This window comes from Mycolicibacterium austroafricanum (genome assembly GCF_902705885.1).
In the GTDB taxonomy this organism is placed as follows: domain Bacteria; phylum Actinomycetota; class Actinomycetes; order Mycobacteriales; family Mycobacteriaceae; genus Mycobacterium; species Mycobacterium vanbaalenii_A.
This window is the reverse complement of sequence record NZ_CACSIP010000027.1, coordinates 25,150-49,075: the sequence shown is the minus strand read 5'-3', so window position 1 is coordinate 49,075 and position 23,926 is coordinate 25,150. Positions and strand designations below refer to the sequence as shown.

Below are 23,926 nucleotides of genomic sequence, written 5' to 3'. Positions count from 1 at the left end.
GTTAGCCTGCCTTCCAATGAGCGCATCTGTTACCGGGGCGACAGAGCCTGGCAGGGCTCCGGCGGCCGCCCCCATGCCGCTGACCGGCGAGCGCACCGTGCCCGGTCTGGCCGAGGAGAACTACTGGTTTCGGCGCCACGAGGTGGTCTATCGACGGCTGGTCGAGCGTTGCTGCGACCGCGACGTGCTGGAGGCGGGCTGCGGCGAGGGATACGGCGCCGATCTGATCGCCGACGTCGCCCGTCGCGTGATCGGCCTCGACTACGACGATTCGGCGGTGGCCCACGTCCGCGCGCGCTATCCCCGCGTCGACATGCGCCAGGGCAACCTCGCCGAACTGCCACTGCCCGCCGAGTCCGTGGATGTGGTGGTCAACTTCCAGGTGATCGAACACCTCTGGGACCAGGAACAGTTCGTCGCCGAGTGTCACCGGGTGCTGCGCCCCGGCGGGGTACTGCTCATCTCCACCCCCAACCGCATCACCTTCTCCCCCGGTCGCGACACTCCGGTCAACCCCTTCCACACCCGCGAACTCAACGCCGCCGAGCTGACCGAACTGCTGGAGTCGGCCGGCTTCGAGATCGAAGGGGTGTACGGCGTCTTTCACGGCGCGCGGCTGGCCGAATTCGACACCCGCCACGGTGGGTCCATCATCGACGCGCAGATCGAGCGCGCAGTGGCCGACGCCCCGTGGCCCGACGACCTGCTCGCTGACGTCGCGGCCGTCAGCACGGACGACTTCGACATCGTCGAAGCGGGAACTCGCGACGACAGGGCCATCGACGACAGCCTCGACCTCATCGCGATCGCGGTGCGTCCGTGACGGAGGTCGACCCCGGACCGGCCGACGCGACCCCGGTGCCCGGGCTGTTCACCCTGGTTCTGCACACGCACCTGCCCTGGCTGGCTCATCACGGACGGTGGCCGGTCGGCGAGGAATGGCTCTACCAGTCGTGGTCGGCGGCCTACCTTCCGCTGGTGCGGGTGCTGCGTACCCTCGCGGCCGAGAACCGCAGGCACCTGGTCACGCTCGGCATCACCCCGGTGGTGGCCGCACAGCTCGACGACCCCTACTGCCTGCAGGGTATGCACCACTGGCTGGCCAACTGGCAACTGCGCGCCCTCGAGGCGGCGACCCTCCGGGCGTCACCGGCCTCGTCACCGGCGTCCACACCGGAAGCCCTGCGGCAGTTCGGGTCTCGGGAGTACGCCGAGGCGGATCGGGAGCTCTCGGAGTTCGACACGCTGTGGCGCCACGGCGCCAGCCCGGTGTTCCGCGAGCTGCTCGACGGCGAGGTGATCGAGCTTCTCGGCGGACCGCTGGCTCATCCGTTCCAGCCGTTGCTCAATCCCCGGCTGCGCGAGTTCGCGCTCCGCGAGGGGCTCGCGGACGCAGGCCAGCGATTCGCCCACACCCCGGCGGGCATCTGGGCACCGGAGTGCGCGTACGCCCCCGGTATGGAGGTCGACTACGCCGCCGCGGGCGTCGGCCACTTCATGGTCGACGGGCCGTCTCTGCACGGAGACACCTCGCTGGGCCGGCCGGTCGCCGCATCCGACGTCGTGGCGTTCGGGCGCGATCTGGCGGTCAGCTACCGCGTCTGGTCACCGAAATCCGGCTATCCCGGTCACCCGGCCTACCGCGATTTCCACACCTATGACCACGTCACCGGGCTCAAGCCCGCGCGGGTGACAGGACGCAGCGTCCCCTCGGACGCCAAGGCGCCCTACGACCCACGGCGCGCCGACGCCGCGGTGGACGTTCACGTGACCGATTTCGTCGACACCGTGCGGCGGCGGCTGACCGCCGAGAGCGCGCGGATCGGCAGGCCCGCCCACGTCATCGCCGCCTTCGACACCGAACTGTTCGGGCACTGGTGGTACGAGGGCCCGACCTGGCTCGAACGGGTGCTGCGGGCGCTGCCCGCCGCCGGTGTCCGGGTGGGCACGCTGGCGGACGCAGTCTCCGATGGCTACGTCGGGGGCCCGGTCGACCTGCCGCCGAGCTCATGGGGCTCGGGCAAGGACTGGCAGGTGTGGTCCGGTGAGAAGGTGGCCGATCTGGTGCAGCTCAACAGCGAGGTCGTCGACACTGCACTGAGCACCGTGGACAAGGTGCTCACCCAGTCGGGATCTCGGGGATCGCTGGGCGCTCCGACACCGAGGATGTTCGTCGCCGACCAGATACTGCGGGAGACGCTGCTCACGGTGTCCAGCGACTGGCCGTTCATGGTCAGCAAGGACTCGGCCGCCGAGTACGCCCGCTACCGCGCACACCTGCACGCGCACGCCACCCGCGAGATCGCCGGCGCGCTCGCCTCCGGCCGTGCAGAGCACGCACAGCGCCTGGCCGAGGGATGGAACCGCGCCGACGGGTTGTTCGGAGCGCTCGACGCGCGGAGACTGCCGAGCACATGAAGATGAAGATCCTGCTGCTGTCCTGGGAGTACCCGCCGGTGGTCATCGGCGGCCTCGGTCGCCATGTGCACCATCTGGCCACCGAGCTGGCGCTGGCAGGCCACGACGTCGTCGTGCTCAGCCGCAGGCCGACCGGCACCGACCCGCACACCCACCCGTCCACCGACGAAGTCACCGAAGGTGTGCGGGTGATCGCCGCCGCAGAGGACCCCCACGAGTTCACCTTCGGCGCGGACATGATGGCGTGGACCCTCGCCATGGGCCATGCCATGGTGCGCGCCGGTCTCGGCCTGACCGACTGGCGCCCGGATGTGGTCCACGCCCACGACTGGCTGGTCGCACACCCCGCCGTCACCCTGGCCCAATTCTTCGACGTACCTTTGGTTTCCACCATCCACGCCACCGAGGCAGGCCGACACTCGGGCTGGGTCTCGGGGGCGGTCAGCCGCCAGGTCCACGCCCTGGAGTCCTGGCTGGTGCGTGAATCCGACTCGCTCATCACGTGTTCGGCGTCGATGCGCGATGAGATCAGCACGCTGTTCGGACCGGAACTCGCCGAGATCTCGGTCATCCGGAACGGGATCGACACCGACGGCTGGCCGTTCGCGCTGCGTCGTCGCCACCAGGGGCCCGCCCAGCTGCTGTACTTCGGCCGCCTCGAATATGAGAAAGGGGTGCACGACGCGATCGCCGCCCTGCCCCGGATCCGCCGCACGCATCCCGGAACCACCCTCACCATCGCCGGAGACGGCACCCAGCTCGAGTTCCTCAAGGCACAGGCCCGCAAGCACCGGGTCCTCAAAGCTACGAATTTTGTCGGCCGCGTTGACCATTCGCAACTGCTGAGGTTGCTGCACCGCGCCGATGCCGCCGTGCTGCCGTCGCATTACGAACCGTTCGGCATCGTTGCTCTCGAGGCCGCCGCAGCCGGCGCTCCCCTGGTGACGTCCAATGCGGGTGGGCTCGGCGAGGCAGTGATCGACGGCCAGACCGGACTGTCGTACCCGCCCAGCGACGTGGCCGCACTGTCCGCGGCGGTCCGGCTGGTCCTCGACTCGCCGGCCTCCGCTCAGCAACGGGCCAGGGCGGCACGCGAACGGCTCACCTCCGACTTCGCCTGGCAGACCGTCGCCGCCGAGACCTCGCAGGTCTATCTGGCCGCCAAACGCGTTGAACGCCAACCACACCGGCGCAGGCCAATCGTCGAGCGGCCGCTGCCCAACCGGTGAGCGTCAGGGTGTCTTCTTGTCACGCCAACCTCGTTCGAACGGCAGCCGCCAGCTGTTGGGCGCGATCAGTTGGTGAATCGCGTTGGGCCCCCACGTCCCCTGCTGATACATCTTGGCCGGTGGAGGGTCGGCGAGCAGTTGCGCGGAGCGTTCCCACAACGACTCGATGCCCTCGGCGGTCGTGAACAGGGTGTGATCTCCGCGCATCGCGTCGAGGATCAAACGCTCGTAGGCCTCCAGGACATCGTCGCTGTATTCGGTCTCCTGGGTGGAGAACTGCATCGAGAGCTTCTCGAGCTTCATGCCCGGGCCCGGCCGCTTACCGTAGAACGACAATGAGATCTTCGACGAGTCGGCCAGGTCGAAGGTGAGATGGTCGGGCCCCTGGGAGCCGACACCGGACCCGGGCGGAAACATCGTCCGCGGAGCCTCTTTGAACGCGATCGAGACGATCCGTTGCCCCTCCGCCATCCGCTTGCCGGTGCGCAGGTACACCGGTACCCCCGCCCAACGCCAGTTGTCGATGCCGACCTTCAGCGCGATGAACGTCTCGGTGTCCGAGTCCCGTGCCACCCCCTGCTCTTCGCGGTAGCCCGAGTACTGCCCGCGCACCACGCAGGCGGGCTCCACCGGCAGCATCGACCGGAAGACCTTGTTCTTCTCCTCGCCGATGGCGCGCGGCTCCAGCGCGGTCGGCGGTTCCATCACGACGAAGGCCATCACCTGGAACAGATGGGTGACCACCATGTCCTTGTAGGCGCCTGTGCTCTCGTAGAAGTCGGCCCGCTGATCCAGGCCCAGCGTCTCCGGTATGTCGATCTGGATGTGGTCGATGAAGTTGCGGTTCCAGATCGGTTCGAACAGACCGTTGGCAAACCGGAACGCCAGGATGTTCTGTGCGGCCTCCTTGCCCAGGAAGTGGTCGATGCGGAAGATCTGCGTCTCCCCGAACGTCTCGTGCACGAACTTGTTGAGCTCCACCGCGCTCTCGAGATCGGTGCCGAACGGCTTCTCCATCACCACCCGGGACCGGTCGACCAGGTCGGCCTCCTTGAGCATCGTGATCACCGACTCAGCGGCCTTCGGAGGGACGGACAGGTAGTGCAGACGCTGCACCCCCGCACCGAGCTCGGCCTCCCTGCCGGCAACGGCCGCCGCGAGCGCTTCCGGCCCCGCCGACTGCGGGATGTAGGACACCTTCGCGGCGAACTGGTCCCATTCCTCCTCGGAGAACGGGTGGTTGCCGAACGAGTCGATGGCCTCCCGGGCGAGCTCGCGGAAGTCCTCGTCGGTGTACTCCTCGAGCGACGTGCCGATCAGCCGGATGTCGGGGGTCAGATCGGACTGCTCCAGATGGGCGAGGCCCGGCAACAGCTTGCGGCGCGCCAGGTCACCGGTGGCGCCGAACAGCACGATGACAAACGACGCCAACTTCGCCTCGTCCCTGCGGAACGGGTGGGCGCCTGGAGCGGGGTAAGAGATGTTGTGCGAAGTCCCGTTGGTCACCTTCGGAATGCTGTCACCTACGTCGCGCGGACGCAGCGCTTGGGCGGGTTCCGCCGTCAGCGGGCGGACTTCTTGCGTTCGATGTCGGCCAGCGCCGCCGCCAACTCGGCCCGCTGCGCCGCCGACGTCTCCCACGACAGCTTGCGGTTCTTGACCACCTTGGCCGGTGCCCCCACCGCGATGGAGAAGTCCGGGATGTCGCCCTTGACCACGGCGTGGGAGCCGAGCACGCACCCCCGGCCGACGCTGGTCCCCCGCAACACCGTCACCTTGGCCGCGACCCAGGTGTCCGGGCCGATCCGCACCGGGCTCTTGACGATGCCCTGGTCCTTGATCGGCAGCTCGATGCTGTCCATCCGGTGGTCGAAGTCGCACACGTAGCACCAGTCGGCCATCAGCACCGAGTCGCCCAACTCGATGTCGAGGTAGGTGTTGATCACGTTGTCGCGCCCGAGCACCACCTTGTCGCCGATGCGCAGCGACCCTTCATGGCAGCGGATGGTGTTCTTGTCCCCGATGTGCACCCAACGGCCGATCTCCATCTCGGACAACTCGGGAGCCGCCTGGATCTCCACGTCCTTGCCGATGAACACCATGCCCCGGGTGATGATGTGCGGGTTGGCGAGCTTGAACCGCAGCAGCCGCCAGTACCGGACCAGATACCACGGGGTGTAGGCGCGGTTGGCCAGCATCCATTTCAGCGATGCCACGGTGAGGAAGTCGGCTTGACGCGGATCCCGCAGTCGGGAGCCTCGCCAGCGCTTATGCAGCGGCGCACCCCACATCGTCGTCATGGCCGGAAAGCCTACGCGAGCACGGTGGGGTCGAACGGTTACCCTCACCTGGGCTCGAACAACACCCGGACGCGGCAGGCCGCTCCGAAGATTCAGAAGGGATCCAGTGCTCCGGCGAATCCTCGCGTTGGCCGCAACGGCGCTGATCTCGGGTGCGCTCACCGGCTGCGGCAACACCGATTCCTGGGTCCAGGCCCGCGCCGCGACCGGCTGGGCCGCGCAGTACGCCGACGCCGCCAACAGCAGCTACTCCCCCGTCGACGGCTCCGACACGCTGCGTCTGGAGTGGACGCGTTCGGTCAAAGGTGAGCTCGCCGCGCAAGCGGCGCTCGGGTCCGGCGAGTACCTGGCCGTCAACGGCCAGACCGCCGGGGGTTGCTCGCTGATGGTGTGGGAGACCGACAACCAGGCGCGGCAGCGCTGGTGCACCAGGCTGGTCCAGGGCGGCGGCATCGCCAGCCCCATGTTCGACGGATTCGACAACGTCTACATCGGTCAGCCCGGAGCGGTGTTGTCGTTTCCGACCACCCAATGGATCCGGTGGCGCAAACCGGTGATCGGGATGCCGATGACCACCCGCATCCTGTCGCCCGGAAATCTCCTGGTGGTAACCCATCTCGGACAGGTGCTGGTGTTCGACGCCCATCGGGGCACCGTCACGGGCAACTCGCTGGATCTGGTCGCCGGTCTCGACCCCACCGATTCCGAGCGCGGTCTCGACGACTGCCGCCTGGCGCGCCCGGAGTGCCCGGTGGCCGCCGCACCCGCCTTCTCCGAGGCGACCGGCATCATCGTGCTGACGTTGTGGGAGCCGGGAGCCGACGCGCCGGTACTGGTCGGTCTGCGGTACCGGCCGGGTCAGACCCCACTGCTGACCCGCGAGTGGACCAGCGACGCTGTCGCCGACGGACCATTGGCCAGCCCGGTGTTCTCCGCGGACGGGTCGACGGTCTACGTCAATGGTCGCGACGAGCGGCTGTGGGCGCTCAGCAGCGACGACGGCACAGAGAAGTGGTCGGTGCCGCTGAACTACCTGCCCCAGACCCCACCGTCGGTCACCCCGGGCGGGTTGATCGTCGCCGGCGGCGGCCCGGGAGCCCGGCTCATGGCGTTTCGCGATGCCGGTGACCAGGGCGACGAGGTGTGGAGCCGGGACGACACGTCACCGCTGTCGACGTCCAGCCTCGCCGGGATCGGCTACACCGTGGCACGCGACGGCGACGACGGGATGGCCCTGGTCGTGTTCGACCTCGGTGATGGCCGCACGGTGAACAGCTACCCCCTCCGCGGGGCCACCGGATGGCCCGTCGGGGTGTCGATCGGGCGGGACGGGCGGATCGTGACCGCCACCAGTGACGGCCGGGTCTTCGGTTTCGCGCCGTCCTGATCCCGCGACCTCCGCAACAACCAGTTCACAATTTCGCAACACCTGCAGCCCTCGCCGGTGCAATCATCCATTGCGATCACCCGGATGCCGCCACCAGAGGGGACACCACCTTGTCGGATTTCCTGAGCACCGTGAACAGCTACATATGGAGCAACGCGCTGGTCTACCTGTGTCTAGCCGCAGGCGTGTACTTCTCCATCCGATCCAGGTTCGTCCAGGTCCGTCAGGTACCCGAGATGATCCGGCTGATGTTCAAGGGCGAGAAGTCGCCTTCGGGTATCTCGAGCTTCCAGGCGCTGACCATCTCACTGGCCGGCCGCGTGGGTACCGGCAACATCGCCGGGGTGGCGACGGCGATCGCGTTCGGCGGTCCGGGCGCCCTGTTCTGGATGTGGACCGTCGCCTTCCTCGGGGCATCGACGTCGTTCGTCGAGTGCACGCTGGGCCAGATCTACAAGACCCGCGACCCGCTCACCGGCGAGTACCGCGGCGGCCCTGCCTACTACTTGAGTAGGGCCTTCGCCCACACCGCAGCGGCGCCCGCGATGAAGATCTACGGCTACGTCTTCGCGGCGGTCACCATCCTGGCAATGGGCCTGCTGCTGCCCAGCGTGCAGTCCAACTCGATGGCCTCGGCGATGAACTCCGCCTGGGGCTGGTCCAAGTGGTGGGTGGCCGTGGGCACCGTGATCGTGCTGGCCTTCGTGATCATCGGCGGGGTCAAGCGGATCGCGACGTTCGCTTCGGTCGTGGTGCCGTTCATGGCCATCGTCTACATCGTCCTGGCGCTGATCATCGTGGCGCTCAACGCCGGTGAGATCCCCGGAGTTATCTCGCTGATCTTCTCCAGCGCATTCGGGCTCGACTCGGCGTTCGGGGCGATCCTCGGCTCCGCGGTGATGTGGGGCGTCAAGCGTGGCATCTACTCCAACGAGGCCGGCCAGGGCACCGGTCCGCACGCCGCGGCTGCCGCCGAGGTGTCGCATCCGGCCAAACAGGGCCTGGTTCAGGCCTTCGCCGTGTACATCGACACGCTGTTCATCTGCACGGCCACCGGATTCCTGATCCTGTCCACCGGGGCCTACCGGGTGTTCGAGGGCGAGAGCTCCGACGGCGCGGTCATCCGCGAGGGCGGCTCGATCCTGCCGGCCGACGCCGAGGTCGGCCCGACGTTCGCGCAGACCGGCTTCGACACCCTGTGGAGCGGTGCCGGGTCCAGCTTCATCGCCATCTCGCTGGCGTTCTTCTGCATCACCACGATCATCGCCTACTACTACATGGCCGAGACGAACCTGCGTTTCCTGCTGGGCAAGACCAACACCGTCAACGTCCCCTACCTCCGCGGCACCGTCGGCTCGAACACCACGATGATGCTGCAGGCGCTGATCCTGGTGTCGGTGACCATCGGCGCGGTGTCCACCGCGTCGGACGCGTGGACGCTGGGCGACATCGGCGTCGGCCTGATGGCATGGCTCAACATCATCGGCATCATCATCCTGCAGCAGCCCGCCTACAAGGCGCTGTGGGACTACGAGAAGCAGAAGAAGCTGGGCCTGGACCCGATGTTCGACCCGACGGCCCTGGACATCAAGAACGCGACGTTCTGGGAGAACTACGACCCCGCCACCGGCAAGGACAAAGAGCCCGCCAGCAGCGCCTGACGGGTCCGCTCAGGCCAGCATCGGTGCGATCGCGCTGCGCGGCACCGCCGCCTGCAGCGCGCCACCGGCGCCGGGCATCATCTCGCCCTGGCCGAAGAAGAAGATCACCGAGTCGTCGGTGATCGCGAACTCCTGGTACTTGGCCGGGTCGAGTCCGTCAGCCGGTGAGATCGGCGCGTCCACGCCGATCTGCCGAGCCACCGTGGACTGCACGATCGGGAAGATCACGTCCAACGGCCGGGCGTCCGGTTTGAACAGGGTGTCGAAGGTGATCGGGGCCTCCGCCTCGACGTCCCAGTTGAACGACTTGTACCAGGTCTGCGGACGCGCACCGCCGACGTTCTCGTACACCTCGAAGACCACGCTGCGGGTTCCGGCGTCCTCGGGTCCGGACCGGTAGGCCCGACCGTTGCCGTCGAGGACATAGGGCAGGTTCCACGACCCGGGCATCTCCGAGACGTTGACGAATCCGTCTCGGGTCTGCGTCAGATAGGCCGTCAGGGCCTGCTGGTCCGGGTAGTCGGCGGGAAAGGTGAAGTCCAACCGGTACGTGGAGTTCTCCGCGAACACGTGGCAGACCTGCTCTTCATCGACCGTGCCGCCCAGGTCCGCGCAGGCAGTCTGGGCCGCCACCGCCGGGGCGGCAGCCCAGCCCGCCACGACACCGGCAGCCAACAGTGCAGCGGCGAGAATTCGCATCGTCGTCCTCATCATCGGCGCCGACTCGGACCACGGCGCTGTTGAAGCCAGGGTACGTGGCCGATCAGCGTGACGGACGACATATGAATGCCGTTGCCCGGCTTGCCGCCCCGGACCCGAGCCGGGTCACGACGACGGACAGCTGGGCCGAACCACGCAGTCGAAGCCGTGACCGCAGCGCATCGGGGTCGACGTCGACACCGCGGACCAGGATCTCCACCGCGCCCACGCCTCGAACCGACAGCGCCCCCCGCAGGTGTCTTTCGCTGAACGCCAACTGCTCCAGCACCTCGAAGCCGCGCACCCCGTCGGGCAGGGTGTCTCCCGACAGATAGGCGATGTCCGGATCGAGCTGCCACAGACCGTGCCGAACGGCGTAGTGGCGCACCAGTCCGGCGCGCACCACCGCACCGTTGGGGTCGACGATCCAACGGCCGACCGGGGCCACCGGGCAGTCGTCGGGCAGCGCGTCGGTGATCTCCTCTTTGCTGTCGAGCAGGGTCGCCCGGCGGCCCACCCCGGCGTCGGCGAGACCGGGAGACCACAAGCACGCTTCGCGCACACTGCCCGCAAGCGAGGTCACCTCCACCTCCCCGTCAAACCCGAGCTGCCGAAGGGCTGCGAAATCGACTCCGGGAGCACACTTCACGACGTACTCCCGCTCGCCAAGCACGTCCAGAAGCCGGTCCAGCGGCGGCAGGTATGCGCGGGGGTCGAACCGCCGCCTCGACCCGCTGCGCCGTGCGGGGTCGACGACGACGACCGCGTCGGCGGTCACCGGCCGCAGCGCATCCGCACGGCACAGCGGTACGCCTGCGACATTCTGCCGGGCCATCGCCAGGCGCACCGGGTCGATGTCGCTGCCCAGCACGAAACCTGCCGAATGCTGAAGCGCCGCAAGCTCGGTGCCGATCGAACAGGTGGCGTCGTGCACCGTGGCGCCGGCCAGCCGTCGCGCCCGGTGCTCGGCGACCGGACCGGCCGTCGCCTGCTGAAGCGCTTCGTCGGTGAACAACCAGTCCGAGGTGTCGGCGAACTTCGCTGTGTCGGTGAACTTCGCCGCGGCCTTGCGCCGCAGCATCACCGTCTCCACCAGGACGGCTGCCCGGTCACCGAATCGCGTTCGCGCCGAATCGATATCGGCGATCAGACTCCGGCCTTCGAGGCGATGGCCGGCGACCTCGGCGAGTGCCAGCTTCCCGGCATAGCTGCCCAGATAGCGCACATCGTCGAGGCCGAACGCTACGACGGCTTGACCCCCGTCACCATGACGTTGTAAAACCACCCCTTCGGGACGACCCGGCGCAACAGGTTGGCGTCCACCCAGGACAGGGTGGTCCAGCTGCCGAACGCGAACTTCGCCCAGCCCCAGCCCAACTTGCCCGGCGGCACCGTGGACTCGAACGTCCGGACGGGCCAGCCCAGCATCGCGGCGGTGAACTCTTCGCTCGCGGTCTCCACCCGCACAGCACCGGCCGAGCGCGCCATCGACTCGAGATCGGCGGGGTCGAAGGTGTGCAGGTCGACGATCCACTCCAGCGCGGCGGCGCGCGAGTTCTCGTCGAGTTCGGCCTGCGGACGACGCCAGCTGCCCAACCCCGGCAGCTTCATCGCCGCCACGGTGGACTTCCATGTCAGATCAGCCAGCCGGCGGGCGTAGCCATTGCCGACGGTGGTCGGCTCACCGGCGAAGACGAACCTGCCACCGGGCTTGAGGACCCGGACCACCTCGCGCAACGACAACTCGACGTCGGGGATGTGATGCAGCACCGCGTGCCCGACCACCAGGTCGAAGGTGTTGTCGTCGTACGGGATGCCCTCGGCGTCGGCGACTCGACCGTCGATGTCCAGCCCGAGCGACTGACCGTTGCGGGTGGCCACCTTCACCATGCCCGGGGACAGGTCGGTGACCGATCCGCGTCGCGCGACCCCGGCCTGGACCAGGTTGAGCAGGAAGAACCCGGTGCCGCATCCCAGCTCCAGGGCGCGGTCGTAGGGCAACTCGCGCTGCACCTCGTCGGGCACGATGGCATCGAAGCGGCCGCGGGCGTAGTCGATGCATCGCTGGTCGTAGGAGATCGACCACTTCTCGTCGTAGCTCTCGGCTTCCCAGTCGTGATAGAGCACCTGGGCGAGCTTGGTGTCGTGCCGGGCAGCCTCGACCTGCTCCTCGGTCGCGTGCGGCGTCGGAGCCGGCAGGGCGACCTCGGGGTAGGCGCCGGTTTCCTTCGTTTCCGTCATGCAGGGCAGCCTAACGTGCGCATCTGCTACCCGAACGACGCCTTCGCCGCCCCCAGCGCCGCCGGCGGATAGTCCAGAAACCGGCTCGCCCACGTGGTGGCGGCGTCGTACACCCCGTCCGGTGCCACCATCTGGTCGATCAGCCCCAACTCCAGCGCCTCGCGCGCGTCCACGAAACGCCCACTGAAGACCATGTCCTTGGCCTTGCTGTCCCCGACTGCACCCGCCAGGCGGGCCGCACCCCCGCCGGCGGGCACCAGCCCGGCCAGGATCTCCGTCGCCCCGAACTTCACGTTGTCACCGCTGACCCGCCAATCCGCCGCCAGCGCCAGCGTGAGGCCGGCGCCGAGCGCATACCCGGTGATGGCGGCGACGGTGGGTTTCGGCACCGCGGCAAGCGCGTCGACCGCGCGCTGACACACCCGCACCGCCTCCTCGGCCTCGGCGGCGTCCAGGGTCTGCAGCTCGGGCACGTCAGCGCCGGCCGAGAAGATCTCGTGACCACCGAACACGATGACCGCGCACACCTCATCGAGCCGCCCGACCTGCTCGGCCGCCTCTGCGAGTTCGCGGCAGACCTGACGGGTCAGTGCGTTGGTGGGCGGCCGCGACAACAGCAGCGTCGCGATCCGCGCCGGCTCCGCGCCCTCGGTGATCGAGCGCTCGTCCGGCTCGGAGAGCACCACGCTGACGAACTCGGTCACGCGAGCGGCGCCCCGTCGGTGTACCCCTGGGGAGAGCGCCGGTTGCGCGCTTCGTTGTAGCGGTCGCTGTTGAAGAACTCGATCTCCCAGTTGCCGCCCTTCGCAGCGGACAGGTGCGGTTCGACAGCCACGATCTGTCGCTCCACGGCGAGCACCTCGGCCACCGATCGACCGTCGAGGGCGTCGAGCTGGGTCCACGTCGGCGGCAGCAGAAAGCTGCGCCCGTCGGCGAAGTCGTCGAGCGCCGCCTGCGGGGTCACCCAGTCGGCCTTGTCGGTCTCGGTGTTGTCGCCGTCGGCACGCTGCCCCTCGGGGATCGCCCCGACGAAGAAATACGTGTCGTAGCGCCGGGTGCGTTCCTCCTTCGGCGTCACCCAATTGGCCCAGGGCCGCAACAGATCGGCGCGCAGCATCAGCTTCTCGGAACGCAGGAACTCACCGAACGACAGGCTCTTGTTCTCCAGTGCCGCGCGTTGCTCGCGATACACCGACGCGTCGTCGACGAGCAGGTCCGGGTCATCGGCGGCTCCGGCGAACAGCACGCCGCACTCCTCGAACGTCTCCCGCGCCGCGGCGCACACCAGCGCCTCGGCAAGCTCGACGCTCACCCCGAACCGGTCGGCCCACCACTGCCGGTCGGGGCCGTGCCAGGCGACGTCGGCATTGCGGTCGCGGTCGTCGACACCGCCGCCCGGGAACACCATCACCCCGGCCACAAAATCCATGGCGGAGTGCCTGCGCATCAGAAATATCTCGAGACCTCGCTGGTCCCGGGGAAGGTCCCGGATGAGCATCACCGTCGCGGCGGGCCTCGGCGTCAACGGCGCCGCGGGGGCAGCCGGCGAGTCTGTCATTTCCGCCTCCTGTGCGCGGCGCGGCTTCGTGCCCGACGTGCGAAGTAGCGCCCGTCGATGACGTCGAGCGCGATGGACTGCCCGAAAGCGGTCGAGAGGTTCTCCGCAGTCAGCACCTCGGTCAGCAGACCGGAGTCCACCACGCCGCCTTCGGAGAGGATCAGGCAGTGGGAGAAGCCCTGCGGGATCTCCTCCACGTGGTGGGTGACCAGCACCATCGCCGGGGAGTCCGCGTCGACGGCCAGGTCGCCGAGCCGGGCGACGAGTTCCTCACGGCCGCCGAGGTCCAGTCCGGCCGCGGGCTCGTCGAGCAGCAGCAGTTCAGGGTCGGTCATCAGCGACCGCGCGATCAGCACCCGCTTGCGCTCGCCTTCGGACAGGGTGCCGTAGCTACGCTCGGCGAGATGCTCCGCGCCGACACTTTCCAGCATGTCGAGCGCCTGGTGGTAGTCGATCTCGTCGTACTGCTCACGCCACCGGCCGAGCACGGCGTAGCCCGCCGAGACCACCAGATCCCGCACCACCTCGTCGTCGGGCACCCGCTGTGACAGTGCCGAACTACTCAGCCCGACCCGTGCCCGCAGTTCGGCCATGTCGACCCTGCCCAGCTTCTCCCCGAGCACGTACGCGGTGCCCGAGGACGGATGTTCCATCGCCGCGGCGATTCGCAACAACGAGGTCTTTCCCGCCCCGTTGGGCCCGATCACCACCCACCGCTCGTCGAGCTCGACCGACCAGGTGACCGGACCGACGAGGGTCCGCCCGTCACGGCGCAACGTGACGTTGGCGAAGTCGATCAGCAGGTCGGGATCGGCGGTTGCTTCCTCTTCGTCAGACCTGTCGACTGGCACCCGCCCATCGTAGTCAGGTGACTTCGGCGTGATCCGTCACGCTCACCGCGACCGACCACGCCGAAGTCACCACGAGGCGGTCAGGCGTGATCCGGGAACCGTGCCCGCATGGCGTCGAGGTCGTTGAGCTCGCGACGCCGGTCGGAGGTCACATCCCAGCGGTCCCACGACTCGACATAACCCGAGGGACGCATCGCGGCGAAGACCAGCCGGTGCTTGAGCTTCCCCAGCCGAGCCGCCCAGATCGATAACCAGTTTGTCGTCATGACGGGCATTTTTCCGACCACTGGCTTGCCAAACAATATCCACTTCACCAATACTGGCCTCAATGACTACGGTGATGACGGCACGTTCGCTCGATGTGGATCTCTTGGCTCGAGAGCTGGGCAACTGGCGGACGTCCACTCGCAGCGGACCGGCCTATCACGGTCTGGCCGACGCCATCCGGCTGTTGATCGTCGACGGCAGGCTTCCAGTGGGGGCGCGGCTGCCCAGCGAGCGGGTGCTGGCCGAGGCGCTGCGTGTCTCCCGGACCACGGTGACCGCTGCCTACACCCAGCTGCGCGAGGACGGCTACCTCAACGCCCGCCGCGGCGCGCGCAGCACCACCGCACTGCCGGTCACTGCGGCGGTCACCGCGCCCCTCTCGGCGCCGGCCCTCAGCCTGGCCGCCGCAGCGCTTTCCGCCCCGGCCGCAGCGGTGATGGCGGCCTTCGCCGAAGCGGCCGACGACGTGGCACCCTACCTTCAGGGCACAGGCCACGAACTCCTCGGCACCCTCGCCCTGCGCCAGGCCATCGCCGAAAGATACTGCGAGCGTGGCCTTCCGACCGGCCCTGACGAGGTCATGGTGACCACGGGCGCTTTGCAAGCCATCGGGTTGATCCTCGCGGCATACCTGCAACCCGGCGACCGTGTCCTCGTGGAGCAACCCACGTACCATGGTGCGCTGTCGGCGATCACCACCGCGGGTGCACGGCCGGTTCCCGTCTCAATGACCGAACACGGCTGGGAGCTCGAGGCGTTGGAGGCCGCTGTGCATCAGTTGGCCCCGAACCTGGCCTATCTCATCCCCGACAATCAGAACCCGACCGGGCACACGCTACCCGCCGCAGATCGAAAGCAACTGGCGCACATCATCTCCGAGACCCGAACCCGGACCATCATCGACGAGACCATGAGCGACATCTGGCTGGATGAACCGGCTCCTCCGCCGTTGGCCACCGAGCTGAGGGGCCGACACGATCTGGTGCTGACGGTCGGATCGATGTCCAAGTCCTTCTGGGGCGGTCTTCGGATCGGCTGGATCCGCGCCGAGCGCAACACCATCGCCACCCTGGTAGCGCTGCGCCCCTCCGTCGACATGGGCACCCCGATCCTCGAACAACTCGCGGCGGCAAAGCTTCTCGCGCAGCGCGACGATCTGCTGCCGGAGCGCCGGGAGATGCTGCGGGCCCGCCGGGCGTTTCTGCGCTCCCTGCTGCAGCAGCACCTGCCCGACTGGCAGCCGGGGCCGGGCGCCGGCGGGATGTCGCTGTGGGTGCGACTGCCCGCGCCTGTGAGCACCGCGCTGTCCGCGGCGGCGTCTCGGATCGGCCTCGAGCTGCCTGCCGGACCACGCTTCGGCGTCGACGGGACGCTGGAACGCTTCGTGCGCGTCCCGTATGCGTTGCCCGAAGCTCAGCTCACCGAGGCAGTGGCGCTGCTGGCCCGGGCATGGCACAGCGTCACCGGCTCCACCGCACCGGAACCCGCCACCGTCGTGGTCTGACCCCGCCCGCTCGCCGGAACGGTATTCCAGCAGAGAAGGTTCGAGAAGAGGTCTGCCGGAACGCAATTCCGGCGGTGCCGACCCTAGTCGGGAATGTCGACCCGGCGCACGACGCCGTCCATGGCGTCGGCCGCCTCGATCTCGCCGCGGGTGACACCCAGGACGAACAGCACCGTGTCGAGATACGGGTGGCTCAGGGAGGCATCGGCAACCTCGCGCAGCGCCGGCTTCGCGTTGAACGCCACCCCCAGGCCCGCTGCCGACAGCATGTCGATGTCGTTGGCGCCGTCGCCGACGGCCACGGTCTGCTCCATCGGCACACCGGCTTGCTGCGCGAAATCGCGCAGCGCCTTGGCCTTTCCGGGCCGGTCGACGATGTTGCCGACCACCCGGCCGGTCAGCTTGCCGTCGACGATCTCGAGTTCGTTGGCGGCCACGAAGTCCATCATCAACTCGTGCGCGAGCGGTTCGATCACCTGGCGGAATCCGCCGGACACGATGCCGCAGTGATAACCGAGCCGGCGCAGGGTGCGCAGGGTGGTGCGGGCCCCCGGCGTCAGTTCGATCTGATCGGCCACCTCTTCGAGCACCTCGGCGGGCAGCCCCTCCAGCGTGGCGACCCGGCGGTGCAGCGACTCGGCGAAATCGATCTCGCCACGCATCGCCGCGGCGGTGACCTCGGCGACCGCGGCCTCGGCGCCGGCGTGCGCGGCCAGCATCTCGATGACCTCGCCCTGGATCAGCGTGGAGTCGACATCGAAGACGATAAGCCGCTTGGCGCGCCGCGACAGGCTGTAGTCCTCGATCGCGATGTCGACGCGTTCCTCGACGGCCACCCGGGCCAGCACCGTCTGCAACTGGCGGTACGCACCGGGGGGCACCGACACCCGAAGCTCCAGACCGGTCACGGGATAGTCCGACACCCCGCGGATGAAATCGATGTTCACCCCCAGAGACGCCGCTTCCCTGGCCACCACGCCGAACGCCGTGGCGCTGATGGGCCGTCCCAGCACCACGATGGTGTGCGTCGACGGCTCCGTCATCACCGAGATGCCGTCGCTGCGTTCGATGGCGACGTCCAGGCCCACCCCGTGGATGGCGGCCTCCACCTCCGCCGGCAGCTCAGGGCCGCCGGCGACGTCGGCTGGGCCTCCCACCAGCACCCCGAGCGTCAGCCGGCCACGGATGACCACCTGTTCGACGTTGAGCAGATCAACCCGGTGCCGGGAGAGCACCTCGAACAGCGCTGATGTGACACCCGGCTGATCGCGGCCGGTCACCGTGATCAGGAGCGACGAGCGCGTGCGCGCCGAGCCGAGGGAATCGGCCGCCTCTGATGCGGTCACCCCCGGGTGCCGCCCACGCGCTCCGTCAGGTGCGGACCTTCTCGTCATCGAGCCTGGTGACGTCGCCGTCATCGGGTCCGTGCGCACGGCCCACGTGGGCTTCGCGGCGCATCCGATCGACCATGTGCGGATAGTGCAGCTCGAACGCCGGACGCTCGGAGCGGATCCGCGGCAGCTCGGTGAAGTTGTGCCGCGGCGGCGGGCAGCTGGTGGCCCACTCCAGCGAGTTGCCGTAACCCCACGGATCGTCGACGGTCACGACCTCGCCGTAGCGCCAGCTCTTGAAGATGTTCCACAGGAACGGCAGCGTCGAGGCACCGAGGATGAACGCGCCGATGGTGGACACGACGTTCAGCGTCGTGAACCCGTCGCTGGGCAGGTAGTCGGCGTACCGGCGGGGCATGCCCTCGTCGCCGAGCCAGTGCTGCACCAGGAACGTGGTGTGGAAACCGATGAACGTCAGCCAGAAGTGCAGCTTGCCCAGCCGCTCGTCGAGCAACCGCCCCGTCATCTTCGGGAACCAGAAGTAGATGCCCGCGTAGGTGGCGAACACGATCGTGCCGAAGAGCACATAGTGGAAGTGCGCGATGACGAAGTAGCTGTCGGTGACGTGGAAGTCCAGCGGCGGGCTGGCCAGCAGCACACCGGAGAGGCCACCGAGCAGGAACGTCACGATGAACCCGACCGAGAACAGCATGGGCGTCTCGAACGTCAACTGGCCCTTCCACATCGTGCCTATCCAGTTGAAGAACTTGATGCCGGTCGGTACCGCGATCAGGAACGTCATGAAGCTAAAGAAAGGAAGAAGTACCGCGCCGGTGGCGTACATGTGGTGTGCCCACACCGCCACCGACAGCGCCGCGATGCCCAGCGTCGCGTAGATCAGCGTGGTGTAGCCGAAGATCGGTTTTCGGCTGAACACGGGGAAGATCTCGCTGACGATGCCGAAGAACGGCAACGCGATGATGTAGACCTCGGGGTGCCCGAAGAACCAGAACAAGTGCTGCCAGAGCAGCACACCGCCGTTCGCCGGGTCGTACACGTGCGCGCCGAGGTGACGGTCGGCGGCCAGGCCGAACAGCGCGGCGGTCAGGATCGGGAACGCCAGCAGCACCAGGATCGAGGTCACCAGGATGTTCCAGGTGAAGATCGGCATCCGGAACATCGTCATGCCGGGCGCGCGCATGCACACCACGGTGGTGATCATGTTGACGCCACCGAGGATGGTGCCCAGACCACCGACGGCCAGGCCCATGATCCACAGGTCACCGCCGGCACCGGGTGAGTGGATCGCGTCGGTCAGCGGCGAGTACGCCGTCCAGCCGAAGTCCGCAGCGCCGCCGGGGGTGATAAAGCCGGCGGTGGCGATCAGGGCGCCGAACAGGAACAGCCAGAATGAGAACGCGTTCAACCGCGGGAACGCCACGTCGGGCGCGCCGATCTGCAACGGCAGCACCAGGTTGGCGAACCCGAACACGATCGGCGTCGCGTAGAACAGCAGCATCACCGTGCCGTGCATGGTGAACAACTGGTTGTACTGCTCGTTGGACAGGAACTGCAGACCCGGCACGGCCAACTCGGTGCGGATGAACAGCGCCATCAGCCCGCCGATGAGGAAGAAGGCGAAGCAGGCGACGCAGTACATGATGCCGATCAACTTGTGATCGGTGGTGGTGATCAGGTTGTAGATCAGGTTGCCCTTGGGACCGAGCCGCTCCGGGAAGGGTCGCCGGGCCTCGAGTTCTCCGATTGGGGGCGCTTCGGCTACCAACAGGTCCTCCAACGTTTCGCAAGCCACCGGGCAGGGTCCCGGGCTGTCCCGACCATCGATTCGCCGGCTCGCCGACGGGTGTTCGTTATGAATCTTAGCCCCCGAACCCGTCCGCGGTCGGGGTGGTCCTACAAACGGTCGTATTCGATTCCGGACCGTCGGCTGCACAGCCCCGAACTGCCCGGATGTTACCGTCGGCGACGTGCTGTTCAGGCGAGTAGACGCGGGCCGCCGGGGCTGCCGGTCGGTGCCGTGTGCGGGAGCCACCGCCCTCGTCGCCACCCTCGTTCTCAGCGGCTGCGGAGCAGGCGACGCGCCGGCGCCGGGCGACGCCGAGGGTTCGGTCATCACCAGCACGACCCGCATCGCCGGTGCGGGGGTCCTCGGAAACGACCGACGACCTGACGAGTCGTGCGCGCCGGAACCGGCCGTGCTCGACGAGGGGCCGCCGGAGCGGGAGGTCGGTAACGCGGTCGGGCATGCGGTGACGCCGCCGTTGCCGGAGACGACGCTGGTGCCCGCCGATCCGCAGCGCATCGTGGTGCTCTCCGGGGACCAACTCGACGCGCTGTGCGCGCTGGGACTGCAGTCCCGCATCGTCGCTGCCGCGCTGCCCGACGGTTCAGACGATCAACCGTCGTATCTGGGCAGCGTGATCCACGACCTGCCCGGCGCCGGGAGCCGAAGCGATCCCGATATCGCCGCCGTGGAGGCAGCGCAACCAGACCTGATCCTGGGGTCGGTGGCCCGCACCCCCGAGGATTTCCCGGAACTGTCGGCGATCGCGCCGACGGTGTTCACCGGACCCCCGGGCGCGGCGTGGCAGGACAATCTGCGCATGGTGGGTGCGGCCACCGGTCGACTCGACGCGGCGAACGCGATGATCGAGAACTTCGACCGCGCCGCACAGAGAACCGGAACAGACAACGACGCCACGCATTTCCAGGCGTCGGTCGTGCAGTTCACCGACACCACGATGCGCGTCTACGGCACCGACAACTTCCCGGCCGCGGTGCTCGCAGAAGTCGGTGTCGACCGTCCCGCCGCACAACGATTCACCGACAAGCCCTATGTCGAGGTCGGCATCTCCGACGCCGACCTGGCCGACTCGGCGGACCTGTCCGTCGCCGACGGAGACATCGTCTACATCTCCTTCTCCTCGGCCGAAGCCAAGCAGCGCGCCACCGAGGTCATGGACGGCGACGCGTGGCGGCGGTTGTCCGCCAATCGCGACAACCGGGTGTTCGCGGTGAACAATGAGGTCTGGCAGACGGGCGAGGGCATCGTCGCCGCACGCGGCATCCTCGCCGATCTGCGGTGGCTCAACGCCCCGATCAACTGAGGGCCGGCGCCCGGTCGGAGGTCACAGGCGCGATCGGGACTAATGGCGCCCCCTCACCCGTTGAGTGTCCTGGGAGCCGCATCGTCGCGGCCACTTGTCCGCGGGCGCCGCAGTCGCCGCCCGCGCAATCGCATGAACACCAGAGGACGTGATGATGAGCACTGTTTCCGCCTATGCGGCCACCTCGGCTGTCGACCCGCTGACCAGGACCACCATCACTCGGCGGGATGTCGGGCCCCACGATGTGGCCTTCGACATCCACTTCGCCGGAATCTGCCATTCCGACATCCACACTGTGCGCGCGGAGTGGGGCAAGGTGAACTATCCGCTGGTGCCGGGCCACGAGATCGCGGGCGTCGTCACCGAGGTCGGATCCGAGGTGTCGAAGTTCACTGTCGGCGACCGTGTCGGTGTCGGATGCTTCGTCGACTCGTGCCGTGAGTGTGAGTACTGCCGTGCCGGTGAGGAGCAGTACTGCAACAACCCCGGCATGGTCGGTACCTACAACGGCATCGGCCGCGACGGGCAACCCACCCAGGGCGGTTACAGCGGGGCGATCGTCGTCGACGAAAACTATGTGCTCCGGGTCCCGGACGCCGTCTCGCTGGCGGACGCCGCCCCGCTGTTGTGCGCGGGCATCACCACGTACTCGCCGCTGCGGCATTGGAACGCCGGGCCCGGCACCCGGGTCGCGGTCATCGGCCTCGGCGGACTCGGGCATCTGGCGGTGAAGCTGGCGGTGGCGCTCGGAGCCGACGTCACCGTGCTCAGCCAGTCGCTGAAGAAGATGGAGGACGGTCTGCGCCTCGGCGCCTCCGAGTACCATGCCACCAGCGACCGTGACACGTTCAAGAAACTGCGCGGCAGCTTCGATCTGATCCTCAACACCGTCTCAGCCAACCTCGACCTCGGGGCCTATCTCGGGTTGCTCAAACTGGACGGCACCCTGGTCGAACTCGGGATGCCCGAGCACCCGATGGAGGTGCCTGCGCCCGCGTTGATCTTCGGCCGCCGCCGGCTCTCCGGTTCGTTGATCGGCGGCATCGCCGAGACCCAGGAGATGCTGGACTTCTGCGCCGAGCACGGCGTCACCCCCGAGATCGAGGTCATCGAGCCCGAATACATCAACGAGGCCTATGACCGCGTGGTCGCCAGCGACGTCCGCTACCGGTTCGTCATCGACACCGCGTCGCTGCGGTAGGCGTCACCGGACGCACTCGCACAGCAGCTGCGTTTCCCGGCGGCTGGAACTATTGCGGATATGGACACCTGAGGGGCTCCATTCGAGAACTGGTGGGACTCAATCTCGGCGTAACCGCCGTCAAGAGACCAGACCCGTTCATGTTGGCGGTCTGGGTGTGCTCAAAGTCTGGGGTTGAGTCTGGGGTTGAGTAGGCCGGGAATGACGAAGTCACGAAAGACTGTCCGCCGATCAGCAGCGGCGTCGTTCGCGCCTGAAACGTGTTCCATCAGCAGCATCTGTGCGATGCGCACCAACCAGTCCGCGGCGGCGTCGGGGTCGAGTTCTTCGCGTAGTTCGCCGTTTTCCTTGGCGGTTAGCGCATGTGGTCGTAGCACGTCGCGGATTTGGTCTCGGAAGACACTTGATGCTGCCGCCGAGACGGTCATCTGCAGGCTTTCCGGAGAGAACAACACTCTCAGCCACCGAGACTGCTCGACCATGTCCAGTGTGGCGTCGAGGGCGTTGAGGAGTCGTTCACCGAATGGGCCGCTTTGAGTAAGTGCGGTTTCGGCGATGTCGATCACTGCTGTCGTTTCCCGCAGCATCACGAAGGCCAGGACGTCGTCGCGTGTTCCGAAGTAGCGGTACACAGTTGTTCGATGCACCATGGCCTCTTTGGCGACGTCGTCGACCGTGGTGCGCGCGATGCCGCGGCGCTCGTAGCACCTTTCAGCAGCATCGAGTAGGCGTGCTCTCGCTTCATCATCGTCGCGGGGTGGATGCTCGCCCCACGGGGTGGGGCGGCATGGATTGTCGGTGATACGCGCCTTGCGTTGCGTCATTGCCGCGGACCCGGGGTGAATGTCACATGGAGGGCAGTGGGTCCGCGCAGGGTGGTACCGACTTGGCTGGTAATCGTCGACAGATCAACGTGTTCGGGGTCCAAGGCGAGGTCGGGCAGCCGCGTGATCAGCAAGTCGAGCGCCACAAGGAGTTCGGTGTTGGCCAGCCAGTTGCCGATGCAGCTGTGGGGACCCTGGCCGAACGACAGCGGCGGCATCAGGTTGCGGGTGATGTCGAATTCGTCGGGCCTCGGGTATATCGCTGGGTCGCGGTGAGCGGCATTGATGGCGAAGATCATCGGTGTGAGGGGCGGGATGTGGATGCCGTGCCATGTGGTTTCGGCGGGGCACGCGCGCGGCAACAGCCCCACAGCTGGTTCCCAGCGGGCGCCCTCCCAGATGGCAGCCTGCAGGTATTGCTGCGGATCTGATTGCACCAGCCTGAGTTGCTCGGGATGGTTCAGCAGTGCCGACAGCACGTTGCCCAGGGCGTACGTTGTCGTATCCGCCCCGAGCGGAAAGAGCATGCGCAAGAATGTCAGAATCTCCTCGTCGCTGAGGAATTCACCGTCTTCGCCCAACTCGGTGACGAGCATCGAGATCATGTCGCCACCTGGTTCGCGTCGCCGCTCGGCCAGCAACGGCCTGACATATTCGGTGAACTCTTGTGCGCTGTCTATTGCCGCCGCCGGGCTGAAGGCGTACTCGATCATCGCTTTGGCCCAATGTTGGATTCGCGTTTCGTCGTCGACCGGAATACCCAGCAGGCGGCTGATGATCAACAGTGAGAACCGTTGGGTGAATTCGGCGACCAGATCAGCCGATCCTCGAGAGACAAACGCATCGATGAGCTCGGTCACCACGGGCTCGATCACCGGTTCCACATAGGCCTGCACCCGCCCACGGCGCAAAGGGGCCGACACCAACGCGCGGCTGGCCCGGTGCTGGCTGCCCGACATGCTCAGCACCGTCTTACCGAACACCGGTTCCGTCGTCATCGCGTAAACAGGCGCAGCGGGAAATGTTGTCTCGTCGCGGAATGCTGCCCGAACCAATTCATCGGTCAACAGCAGGACGGCGCGAGTAGCGGCAAACGGCACTATCGCATATGGCTTACGCGCGCGAAGCCGGGCCAGCACAGCATGCAGATCCGGCTGATCATCGAACGCGAAGTCGATTCCCTCGATATCCAACGGGCCTAGGGGCGTCATGCGGCCGGACATTACGCAGCGACGCAACAGAAGTCCAATACTGTCGCATGTTGCATCGGCCCTTCGATGATGCACCGTCAGGGGGTCGCCATGCCGATCACCACATTTGCGGCTCC

The 23,926-nt window shown here is 67.5% G+C and carries 21 protein-coding genes; 8 read left to right on the top strand and 13 right to left on the bottom strand.

All coding sequences use genetic code 11. The annotated features are described in order from the left end of the window. Positions 1–16: 16 nt before the first annotated feature. From BEMPMBAN_RS18565 to BEMPMBAN_RS18555, 3 genes are read left to right on the top strand one after another with little or no spacing between them, the layout of a single operon-like run. On the top strand, positions 17–823 hold the full coding sequence (locus tag BEMPMBAN_RS18565; RefSeq protein ID WP_159232723.1) for a class I SAM-dependent methyltransferase: 807 nt from the start codon (positions 17–19) through the stop codon (positions 821–823). Further along, complete coding sequence (locus BEMPMBAN_RS18560) at positions 820–2,418, top strand: 1,4-alpha-glucan branching protein domain-containing protein (protein WP_159232722.1); 1,599 nt, start codon at positions 820–822, stop codon at positions 2,416–2,418. The genes BEMPMBAN_RS18565 and BEMPMBAN_RS18560 overlap by 4 nt, the downstream gene beginning before the upstream one ends. Before the next feature lie 2 nt (positions 2,419–2,420). Beyond that, positions 2,421–3,647, top strand: coding sequence for a glycosyltransferase family 4 protein (locus BEMPMBAN_RS18555; RefSeq protein ID WP_159232754.1), 1,227 nt, complete (start codon positions 2,421–2,423; stop codon positions 3,645–3,647). 3 nt (positions 3,648–3,650) lie between these two features. Here the strand turns inward: BEMPMBAN_RS18555 and zwf are convergent, their stop codons facing one another. Together zwf and BEMPMBAN_RS18545 are read right to left on the bottom strand one after the other, a co-directional pair. After that, positions 3,651–5,162, bottom strand: a complete 1,512-nt coding sequence (zwf, locus tag BEMPMBAN_RS18550) for a glucose-6-phosphate dehydrogenase (protein WP_200846041.1) — start codon at positions 5,160–5,162, stop codon at positions 3,651–3,653. A 47-nt stretch (positions 5,163–5,209) separates the two neighbouring features. Next, the gene (locus BEMPMBAN_RS18545) at positions 5,210–5,947 is read right to left on the bottom strand and encodes an acyltransferase (protein WP_159232721.1); all 738 of its coding nucleotides are present in this window, start codon (positions 5,945–5,947) and stop codon (positions 5,210–5,212) included. 106 nt (positions 5,948–6,053) lie between these two features. Between BEMPMBAN_RS18545 and BEMPMBAN_RS18540 the strand changes: the two genes are divergently transcribed. Both BEMPMBAN_RS18540 and BEMPMBAN_RS18535 read left to right on the top strand, forming a co-directional pair. Further along, complete coding sequence (locus BEMPMBAN_RS18540; RefSeq protein ID WP_159232720.1) at positions 6,054–7,334, top strand: BamB-related PQQ repeat family beta-propellar protein; 1,281 nt, start codon at positions 6,054–6,056, stop codon at positions 7,332–7,334. Between the two features lie 110 nt (positions 7,335–7,444). Next, entirely contained in the window at positions 7,445–8,995 is a 1,551-nt protein-coding gene (locus BEMPMBAN_RS18535; RefSeq protein WP_159232719.1) for an alanine/glycine:cation symporter family protein, read from the top strand. A 9-nt stretch (positions 8,996–9,004) separates the two neighbouring features. Here BEMPMBAN_RS18535 and BEMPMBAN_RS18530 read toward each other — a convergent pair whose 3' ends face one another. From BEMPMBAN_RS18530 to BEMPMBAN_RS18500, 7 genes are all read right to left on the bottom strand, one after another. After that, positions 9,005–9,694, bottom strand: coding sequence for an esterase (locus BEMPMBAN_RS18530; RefSeq protein WP_159232718.1), 690 nt, complete (start codon positions 9,692–9,694; stop codon positions 9,005–9,007). Between the two features lie 64 nt (positions 9,695–9,758). Next, complete coding sequence (locus BEMPMBAN_RS18525; protein ID WP_234897558.1) at positions 9,759–10,979, bottom strand: THUMP-like domain-containing protein; 1,221 nt, start codon at positions 10,977–10,979, stop codon at positions 9,759–9,761. Further along, positions 10,937–11,935, bottom strand: a complete 999-nt coding sequence (locus tag BEMPMBAN_RS18520; protein WP_159232716.1) for a class I SAM-dependent methyltransferase — start codon at positions 11,933–11,935, stop codon at positions 10,937–10,939. The genes BEMPMBAN_RS18525 and BEMPMBAN_RS18520 overlap by 43 nt, the downstream gene beginning before the upstream one ends. A gap of 26 nt (positions 11,936–11,961) precedes the next feature. Further along, on the bottom strand, positions 11,962–12,639 hold the full coding sequence (locus tag BEMPMBAN_RS18515) for an enoyl-CoA hydratase (protein ID WP_159232715.1): 678 nt from the start codon (positions 12,637–12,639) through the stop codon (positions 11,962–11,964). Beyond that, positions 12,636–13,493, bottom strand: a complete 858-nt coding sequence (locus BEMPMBAN_RS18510; RefSeq protein WP_159232714.1) for an NUDIX hydrolase — start codon at positions 13,491–13,493, stop codon at positions 12,636–12,638. The genes BEMPMBAN_RS18515 and BEMPMBAN_RS18510 overlap by 4 nt, the downstream gene beginning before the upstream one ends. Beyond that, complete coding sequence (locus tag BEMPMBAN_RS18505) at positions 13,490–14,344, bottom strand: ABC transporter ATP-binding protein (protein ID WP_159232713.1); 855 nt, start codon at positions 14,342–14,344, stop codon at positions 13,490–13,492. Before BEMPMBAN_RS18505 ends, BEMPMBAN_RS18510 begins: the two co-directional genes overlap by 4 nt. An 80-nt stretch (positions 14,345–14,424) precedes the next feature. Next, a complete protein-coding gene (locus tag BEMPMBAN_RS18500; protein WP_159232712.1) occupies positions 14,425–14,610 on the bottom strand; it encodes a hypothetical protein in 186 nt (61 codons plus the stop codon). Positions 14,611–14,672: 62 nt separating this feature from the next. Between BEMPMBAN_RS18500 and yczR the strand changes: the two genes are divergently transcribed. Next, on the top strand, positions 14,673–16,115 hold the full coding sequence (yczR, locus tag BEMPMBAN_RS18495) for a MocR-like transcription factor YczR (RefSeq protein WP_159232711.1): 1,443 nt from the start codon (positions 14,673–14,675) through the stop codon (positions 16,113–16,115). Positions 16,116–16,198: 83 nt separating this feature from the next. On the opposite strand, the gene serB is transcribed toward yczR, so the two are convergent. Both serB and ctaD read right to left on the bottom strand, forming a co-directional pair. After that, positions 16,199–17,461 (bottom strand): phosphoserine phosphatase SerB, encoded by a 1,263-nt coding sequence (gene serB / locus BEMPMBAN_RS18490; RefSeq protein ID WP_159232710.1) that lies wholly within the window; start codon positions 17,459–17,461, stop codon positions 16,199–16,201. Positions 17,462–17,486: 25 nt separating this feature from the next. Then, positions 17,487–19,232 (bottom strand): aa3-type cytochrome oxidase subunit I, encoded by a 1,746-nt coding sequence (ctaD, locus tag BEMPMBAN_RS18485; protein ID WP_159232753.1) that lies wholly within the window; start codon positions 19,230–19,232, stop codon positions 17,487–17,489. 202 nt (positions 19,233–19,434) lie between these two features. On the opposite strand from ctaD, the gene BEMPMBAN_RS18480 reads away from it, so the two are divergent. Together BEMPMBAN_RS18480 and BEMPMBAN_RS18475 are read left to right on the top strand one after the other, a co-directional pair. After that, positions 19,435–20,574 (top strand): iron-siderophore ABC transporter substrate-binding protein, encoded by a 1,140-nt coding sequence (locus BEMPMBAN_RS18480; protein WP_425294988.1) that lies wholly within the window; start codon positions 19,435–19,437, stop codon positions 20,572–20,574. A gap of 154 nt (positions 20,575–20,728) precedes the next feature. Then, positions 20,729–21,775, top strand: coding sequence for an NAD(P)-dependent alcohol dehydrogenase (locus BEMPMBAN_RS18475; RefSeq protein WP_159232709.1), 1,047 nt, complete (start codon positions 20,729–20,731; stop codon positions 21,773–21,775). A 161-nt stretch (positions 21,776–21,936) separates the two neighbouring features. Here the strand turns inward: BEMPMBAN_RS18475 and BEMPMBAN_RS18470 are convergent, their stop codons facing one another. Both BEMPMBAN_RS18470 and BEMPMBAN_RS18465 read right to left on the bottom strand, forming a co-directional pair. Beyond that, a complete protein-coding gene (locus BEMPMBAN_RS18470; protein WP_159232708.1) occupies positions 21,937–22,599 on the bottom strand; it encodes a TetR/AcrR family transcriptional regulator in 663 nt (220 codons plus the stop codon). Further along, positions 22,596–23,810: a cytochrome P450 gene (locus BEMPMBAN_RS18465; protein WP_159232707.1), complete on the bottom strand. Its 1,215-nt coding sequence runs from the start codon at positions 23,808–23,810 to the stop codon at positions 22,596–22,598. The genes BEMPMBAN_RS18470 and BEMPMBAN_RS18465 overlap by 4 nt, the downstream gene beginning before the upstream one ends. Positions 23,811–23,926 lie beyond the last annotated feature (116 nt).